The organism is Bradyrhizobium mercantei (assembly GCF_001982635.1).
Lineage (GTDB): Bacteria > Pseudomonadota > Alphaproteobacteria > Rhizobiales > Xanthobacteraceae > Bradyrhizobium > Bradyrhizobium mercantei.
The window spans coordinates 1-7,545 of sequence record NZ_MKFI01000019.1; the positions used below are offsets into that span (position 1 = coordinate 1).

Genomic DNA, 7,545 nt, shown 5'->3' on the forward strand with positions numbered 1-7,545 from the left:
CGCTCGGCGTCGGTGTAGGGATAGGCCATCGCCTCCTCGACGCTCGGCAGCGGCAGATATTGCCCGCGGTCGCGGCGCAGCCGGTTGAGGTCCATCGACATCGCAAGCTGCTCGGCCTCCGCGTCGGTCTCCGCCGCGACGACCGCGACCGCCAGGATCGATTGCGGCGTCGCGCGCCAGCCGGACGGCTTGAAATGCGCGCGATAATTCGTCATCGCCGCGATCGCATCATGGGTCGCAAAATGATGCGCGAACGCGAAGCCCATCCCGACCTGGGCGGCGAGCTCGGCGGAATAGTCGCTTGAGCCGAGCAGCCAGATCGGCGGCAGCGGCGAATCATCCGGCATCGCCACCACATTGTTGTAGGGATGGCCGGCCGGGAAATCGCGTGTCTCCCACAAGGTCAACTCATGCAGCCGCTCGAGGAAATCGTCGCCCTCGCGGCGATCGAGCCGGCTGCGCAATGCGTAGGCGGTGGCGCCGTCGGTGCCGGGCGCGCGGCCGAGCCCAAGATCGATGCGGCCGGGAAACAGCGCTTCCAGCATCTTGAAGCGCTCGGCGACCACCAGCGGCGCATGGTTGGGCAGCATCACGCCGCCGGAGCCGACCCGGATATGCTGCGTCACCGCCGCGATCTGTCCGATCATCAGGTCGGGCGCCGGGCTCGCAACGGAGGCGAGGTTGTGGTGCTCGGCGAGCCAGTAGCGGACATAGCCGAGGCTATCGACATGGCGCGCCAGGTCGATGCTGTTGCGGAGTGCCGCGGCGGGCTTGGTGCCCGTGGTGACGACGGACAGGTCGAGGACGGAGAGCGGGATCATGGCGGTCAACCTAGTGTGACGTCACGAGGCGACAAAGACCCCGGCCGCGCAGACCAGTCCCGCACCAGAACGTCATTGCCGACGACATATGGCTTTGGGATGGAAGATAGCGATTCATTGAACTGCCGCATTGCCCACAATCCACTCTAGCGACCCATCCGCTGCCGTACCCATAATTATTATATATATTTCAATAGTATAGAAATTCTTATAGCGAATTTTGCCTCGCCCATCGAGCATGCCACGCAGCTGATTTACACCACTTCTTTGCCAACAATGGGCAATTTCCCATATCAGATGGGCTGTTTCAGCCCACCGGTTTCGCCTATCTTAGGCCTTCATATCCAGGCCGGACGTCGACCCTCCAGTTGCGGAGCCCTTGCGTATCATGACCGAGACCATTTCATCCCTGCCGAACGGGCACCGCGCGCCAAGGGCGCCGAAAATCTCCTTCGAGTTCTTCCCGCCGAAGACCGAGGAGATGGAGCGCAATCTCTGGGAGACCATCAATCGGCTGGCGCCGCTGACGCCGAACTTCGTCTCGGTGACCTATGGTGCCGGCGGCTCGACCCGCGAGCGCACCCATTCCACGATCAGCCGCATCCTGCGCGAGACCGACCTGCTGCCGGCCGCGCATCTGACCTGCGTCAGCGCCTCGCGCAGCGAGATCGACGAGATCGTCGACCGCTACCATGAGGTCGGCGTTCGCCACATCGTGGCGCTGCGCGGCGATCCGCCCGGCGGCATCGGCACGCCCTACTTCACCCATCCCGACGGCTATCAGAGCTCGGCCGAGCTCGTCGCCGGGATCAAGCGGCGCCATGCCGACATCGAGATCTCGGTGTCCGCCTATCCGGAGAAGCATCCGGAAGCCAGGGATTTCGACGCCGACATCGATACGCTGAAGGCCAAGGTCGACGCCGGTGCGACGCGTGCAATCACCCAGGTGTTCTTCGACAACGACCTCTACCATCGCTACGTCGACAGGGTGCGGGCGCGCGGCATCGAGATTCCGATCGTGCCCGGCATCATGCCGATGCACAATTTCAAGCAGGCCCGGAATTTCGTCACCCGCGCCGGCACCAGCGTACCGGACTGGCTCGCCGAGAAGTTCGACGGCCTCGACAACGACGCCGAGACCCGCAAGCTGGTCGCGGCCACCGTCGCGGCCGGCCAGGTGCAGAAGCTGTTCAAGCACGGCGTCGACACCTTCCACTTCTACACCATGAACCGCGCGGACCTCGTGTTCGCGATCAGCCATCTGCTCGGCATCCGGCCGAACGGTGCCCAGAAAGCTGCCTGACATGTCCGTTCCTGTTTCTCCCAAGCGTAACGCTTTGCTCGCGGCTGCCCGCGAGCGCATCCTGGTGCTCGACGGCGCCATGGGCACGATGATCCAGGGCCTGCAATTCGACGAAGCCGCCTTCCGCGGCGAACGCTTTGCGGACTTCCATCGCGACATCAAGGGCAACAACGATCTCCTGATCCTGACTCAGCCCGAGGCGATCACCGACATCCACGCCGCGTACCTGCGTGCCGGCGCCGACATCGTCGCGACCAACACCTTCTCCTCGACCTCGATCGCGCAGGCCGACTACGACATGTCGGACCTCGCCTATGAGATGAACCTGCAAGGCGCCCGGCTTGCCCGCGCCGCCGCCGAGCGCGTGTCGGCCGAGGACGGCAAACAGCGCTTCGTTGCCGGCGCACTCGGCCCGACCAACCGCACCGCCTCGATCTCGCCCGACGTCTCCAATCCCGGCTATCGCGCGGTGACCTTCGACGATCTGCGCAAGGCCTATGGCGAACAGGCCAAGGGCCTGCTCGACGGCGGCGCCGACCTGCTGCTGGTCGAGACCATCTTCGACACGCTGAACGCCAAGGCCGCGCTCTATGCGATCTCGGAGATCATAGAGGAGCGCGGCATCGACGTGCCGGTGATGATTTCCGGCACCATCACCGACAAATCCGGCCGCCTGCTCTCCGGGCAGTTGCCGGAGGCGTTCTGGCATTCGGTGCGGCACGCCAGGCCGATCACGATCGGCTTCAACTGCGCGCTCGGTGCCGAGGATTTGCGCGCGCACATCGCCGATATCGGCCGTGTCGCCGACACGCTGGTGTGTGCCTATCCGAACGCCGGCCTGCCCAACGAATTCGGCCAGTATGACGAGACGCCTGAGTACATGGCGCGGCTGATCGGCGAATTCGCCGCCGCCGGCCTCGTCAACATCGTCGGCGGCTGCTGCGGCACCACGCCCGACCATATCGGTGCGATCGCCAGGGCCGTCGCCCCGCACAAGCCGCGCGCGGTGCCCGAGATCGAATCGCGATTGAAGCTGTCCGGCCTCGAGCCGTTCACGCTGACCGACGCGATCCCGTTCGTGAACGTCGGCGAGCGCACCAACGTCACCGGCTCGGCGCGCTTCCGCAAGCTGATCACGGCAGGCGACTACACCGCCGCACTTCAGGTCGCGCGCGACCAGGTCGAGAACGGCGCCCAGGTCATCGACGTCAACATGGACGAGGGTCTGCTCGATTCTGAAGCCGCGATGGTGACGTTCCTCAACCTCGTCGCCGCCGAGCCCGACATCGCGCGCGTGCCCGTGATGGTCGACTCCTCCAAATTCCACGTCATCGAGGCCGGCCTGAAGTGCATCCAGGGCAAGCCGATCGTGAACTCGATCTCGATGAAGGAAGGCGAGGAGAAGTTCCTGCACGAGGCGACCGTCGCCAAGCGGCACGGCGCCGCCGTTGTCGTGATGGCGTTCGACGAGACCGGCCAGGCCGACACGTTCGCGCGCAAGACCGAGATCTGCAAGCGCGCCTACGACATCCTGGTTGGCAGGCTCGACTTCCCGCCCGAGGACATCATCTTCGATCCGAACATCTTCGCGATCGCGACCGGCCTCGAGGAGCACAACAATTACGGCGTCGACTTCATCGAGGCGACGCGCTGGATCCGCCAGAACCTGCCGGGCGCGCACATCTCCGGCGGCGTCTCCAACCTCTCGTTCTCGTTCCGCGGCAACGAGCCGGTGCGCGAGGCGATGCACTCGGTGTTCCTGTATCACGCGATCCATGCCGGCATGGACATGGGCATCGTCAACGCCGGCCAGATGATCGTCTATGACGATATCGACCCCGAGTTGCGCCAGACCTGCGAGGACGTGATCCTCAACCGCGATCCCGGTGCCTCCGAGCGTCTACTGGCGCTGGCCGAGAAATTCCGCGGCAAGGAGAAGCAGACCAAGGAGCAGGATCTCGCCTGGCGCGAATGGCCGGTCGAGAAGCGGCTGTCGCATGCGCTGGTGCATGGGATCACCGAGTTCATCGAACAGGATACCGAGGCCGCGCGCGTCAACGCGTCCCGCCCGCTCGACGTCATCGAAGGCCCGCTGATGGCCGGCATGAACGTGGTCGGCGATCTCTTTGGCGACGGCAAGATGTTCCTGCCGCAGGTCGTGAAGTCGGCCCGCGTGATGAAGCAGGCGGTGGCCTATCTGATGCCGTTCATGGAGGAGGAGAAGGCGCGCAACCTCGCCAACGGCATCACCGGCGGCCGCAATGCCGCGGGCAAGATCGTGCTCGCGACTGTCAAGGGCGACGTGCATGACATCGGCAAGAACATCGTCGGCATCGTGCTCCAGTGCAACAATTTCGAGGTCATCGACCTCGGCGTCATGGTGCCCGCCAACAAGATCATCGAGACCGCCAAGGCCGAAGGCGCCGACATCATCGGCCTGTCCGGCCTGATCACGCCCTCGCTCGACGAGATGAGCTTCCTCGCCGGCGAACTGGAACGGCTGGGCATGAACGTACCGCTTTTGATCGGCGGCGCCACCACGAGCCGCGTGCATACCGCTGTCAAGATCGACCCGAACTATCCGGGCGGCCCGGTTGTCCACGTCAACGACGCGAGCCGCGCCGTCGGCGTCGCCTCCTCGCTGCTGTCGGCCGACAAGAAGCAGGCCTACGCCGCCGAGGTGCGCGCCGAATACGCAAAAATTTCGACCGCGCATTTCCGCGCCCAGGCCGACAAGAAGCGGCTGAAGCTCGCTGATGCCCGCGCCAACAAGGTCGCGATCGACTTTGCAGCAGCGCCGCCGAAGAAGCCGGCCTTCTTTGGGCTCAAGAGCTTCGACGCCTACGATCTGGCCGAGCTCGCCGACTACATCGACTGGACGCCGTTCTTCCAGACCTGGGAATTGACCGGCCGCTTCCCGGCGATCCTCGACGATCCCAAGGTCGGCGAAGTCGCCCGCTCGCTCTATGCCGATGCGCGCAAGATGCTGGACACGATCATCCAGGAGAAGTGGTTCACCGCGCGTGCGACCATCGGCTTCTGGCCGGCGAATGCCACAGGCGACGACATCGAGGTCTATGCCGACGAGACGCGCAAGCAAAAGATCGCGACCTTCCACACGCTGCGCCAGCAGCTCGAGAAGCGCGAGGGCCGCTTCAACGCCGCGCTGTCCGACTTCGTCGCACCCAAGGAGGCCGGCGTCCCCGACTATATCGGCGGCTTCGTCGTCACCGCGGGGATCGGCGAGGATGCGGTCGCCGACCGCTTCAAGAACGCCAATGACGACTACTCCTCGATCCTGTGCAAGGCGCTGGCCGATCGCCTGGCCGAGGCCTTTGCCGAGCGCATGCACCAGCGCGTGCGCAAGGAGTTCTGGGCCTACGCGCCCGACGAGGCGTGGTCGGCGGACGAATTGATCCTCGAGAAATACGACGGCATCCGCCCGGCGCCCGGCTATCCGGCGCAACCCGACCACACCGAGAAGCGGACGCTGTTCGCGCTGCTCGACGCCGAGAACACCGCCGGCGTGAAGCTGACCGAGAGCTTTGCAATGTGGCCGGGCTCGTCGGTTTCGGGCTTGTATTTCTCGCATCCCGAAAGCTTCTATTTCGGCGTCGGCAAGATCGAGCGCGACCAGGTCGAGGACTACGCCGCGCGCAAGGCCATGACGGTCGCCGAGGTCGAGCGCTGGCTCGCGCCGGTGTTGAACTACATCCCGTCGCAGGACGGCGCCAAGGGAGCGGCGATCGCGCCCGCCGCGACGCCCGCCAACGACGCCGAGCTGGCCTCGCACCCGCAGGGCTGCACCTGCGCCGTGCATCTGGCCTGGCGCAAGAAAGCCGTGGGGGCGGGATAAACCTCGCCAAGACTTGTCATCGCCGGGCTTGACCCGGCGATCCATCTTCCAACAAGATTCTGACGAAGATAGATGGATGCCCGGGTCAAGCCCGGGCATGACGTGAGGAGTGCACTCCCATGCAGTTCTTCTCCTTCTGGCGATCGCTGGCGAGCTTTCGGGTGCGGATCGCGCTCAACCTCAAGGGCGCGGCTACCGAGGTCGTGTTCGTCGATCTCGATGCGGACGCGCATCGCACTGATGCCTATCGCAAGATCAATCCGCAGATGGCGCTGCCGGCGCTGGTGACCGACGACGGCGCGGTGCTGTTCCAGTCGCTCGCGATCATCGACTATCTCGACGAGACCCATCCCGCCCCGCCGCTGCTGCCGACCGACGCGCTCGGCCGCGCCCGGGTGCGCGGGCTGGCGCTGATGGTTGCCTGCGAAGGTCATCCGCTGCTGACGCCGCGGGTGCGCCGCTATCTCGACCGCGAGCTCGATCTGCGCGACAGCCAGCAGAACGCCTGGCGGCGGCACTGGACGGTCGAGACGCTGGCGGCGATCGAGGGCCACCTCGCCGGCCACAAGGCCACTGGCACCTTCTGCCACGGCGATGCGCCGACCGTCGCCGACATCTGCCTGGTCGGCCACGTCACGGCGGCGATCAACCAGCAGATCAGCCTGTCGCCCTGGCCGACCGTGAAGCGCATCCACGAGACCGCGATGGCGCTGCCGGCCTTTGCGAAGGCGCATCCGTCCGCGCAGCCGGATACGCCCGAGGCGATGCGGGCGAAGTGAGCTCACTGTCGTCCCTGCGAAAGCAGGGACCCATAACCACAGGGTTGTGTCGTTGAAGTGAGCTGTGGCCGCAGCGCCAAGCAATAACGACGGGCTGGGGTAACGGGTCCTGGCTTTCGCCAGGACGACGATGGGGATAGCTCGATTCAAGATGTCAAACACGCGGTGTCATCACCCGCGAGAGCGAGGGCTTTGCAGAAGTCAGCGGGGATGATTCTCTTAGGTGAAGGATTCGCCGGAGGGATGGATGGCGGAGCGCCAGATTGATCAGCTGAGCTTTACGGACGGGCTGGTGAGTGACGCGGCTCGAGCCAATGCGCCATTGCAGCGGGTGTCGGAACTGGTCGACTGGGGCGCGATCGAAGTGCTGCTGAGCGGCTTGCGCAGCGGGGCGATGGGAGCGCCAGCTTACCCGTCGCTGGCGCTGTTTAAGGCGCTGTTGCTGCAGCAATGGTATGGGCTGTCCGATCCGGGCCTTGAAGAAGCGTTGGTGGACCGCCTGTCGTTTCGGCGCTTTCTGGGCCTGTCGCTGAGTGAGCCGGTACCAGATCATTCCACCCTTTGGCGTTTCCGCGAACAGTTGGCCAAGAGCGGGTTGGCGGAGCGCGCCTTTGCCTTGATTACGGGGCAGATCGAGAGGTCTGGCTACGTCCTGAAGCACGGCACATTGATCGACGCTTCGCTGATCCGCTCGGCGGTTAATCCGCCCGAACCACCGGATCCCGATTTGCCCCCGGATGCGGACGGGCGGCCCGCCAGCAAGCTGGTCAAAAGCGCTCACGATCC

Annotated in this window: 5 protein-coding genes; 4 read left to right on the forward strand and 1 reads right to left on the reverse strand. The window is 65.0% G+C overall.

What is annotated here, in order from left to right:
- Positions 1–821, reverse strand: an 821-nt coding sequence (locus BI327_RS40470; RefSeq protein ID WP_076867216.1) for an LLM class flavin-dependent oxidoreductase, incomplete at its 3' end; no start/stop codon positions are given.
- Positions 822–1,209: 388 nt separating this feature from the next.
- Between BI327_RS40470 and metF the strand changes: the two genes are divergently transcribed.
- From metF to BI327_RS40490, 4 genes are all read left to right on the forward strand, one after another.
- Entirely contained in the window at positions 1,210–2,124 is a 915-nt protein-coding gene (gene metF / locus BI327_RS40475) for a methylenetetrahydrofolate reductase [NAD(P)H] (protein WP_076867217.1), read from the forward strand.
- A 1-nt stretch (position 2,125) separates the two neighbouring features.
- Positions 2,126–5,980, forward strand: a complete 3,855-nt coding sequence (metH, locus tag BI327_RS40480; protein WP_076867218.1) for a methionine synthase — start codon at positions 2,126–2,128, stop codon at positions 5,978–5,980.
- Between the two features lie 119 nt (positions 5,981–6,099).
- On the forward strand, positions 6,100–6,759 hold the full coding sequence (gene maiA, locus BI327_RS40485; RefSeq protein ID WP_076867219.1) for a maleylacetoacetate isomerase: 660 nt from the start codon (positions 6,100–6,102) through the stop codon (positions 6,757–6,759).
- 247 nt (positions 6,760–7,006) lie between these two features.
- The coding region (locus BI327_RS40490) for a transposase (RefSeq protein WP_143271800.1) at positions 7,007–7,545 on the forward strand (539 nt) is incomplete at its 3' end.

What these genes read in the sequence shown, in the direction of transcription:
- metH (WP_076867218.1), top strand. Translation starts at nt 2,126, where the DNA reads ATGTCCGTTCCTGTTTCTCCCAAGCGTAACGCTTTGCTCGCGGCTGCC.
- metF (WP_076867217.1), top strand. Translation starts at nt 1,210, where the DNA reads ATGACCGAGACCATTTCATCCCTGCCGAACGGGCACCGCGCGCCAAGG.
- maiA (WP_076867219.1), top strand. Translation starts at nt 6,100, where the DNA reads ATGCAGTTCTTCTCCTTCTGGCGATCGCTGGCGAGCTTTCGGGTGCGG.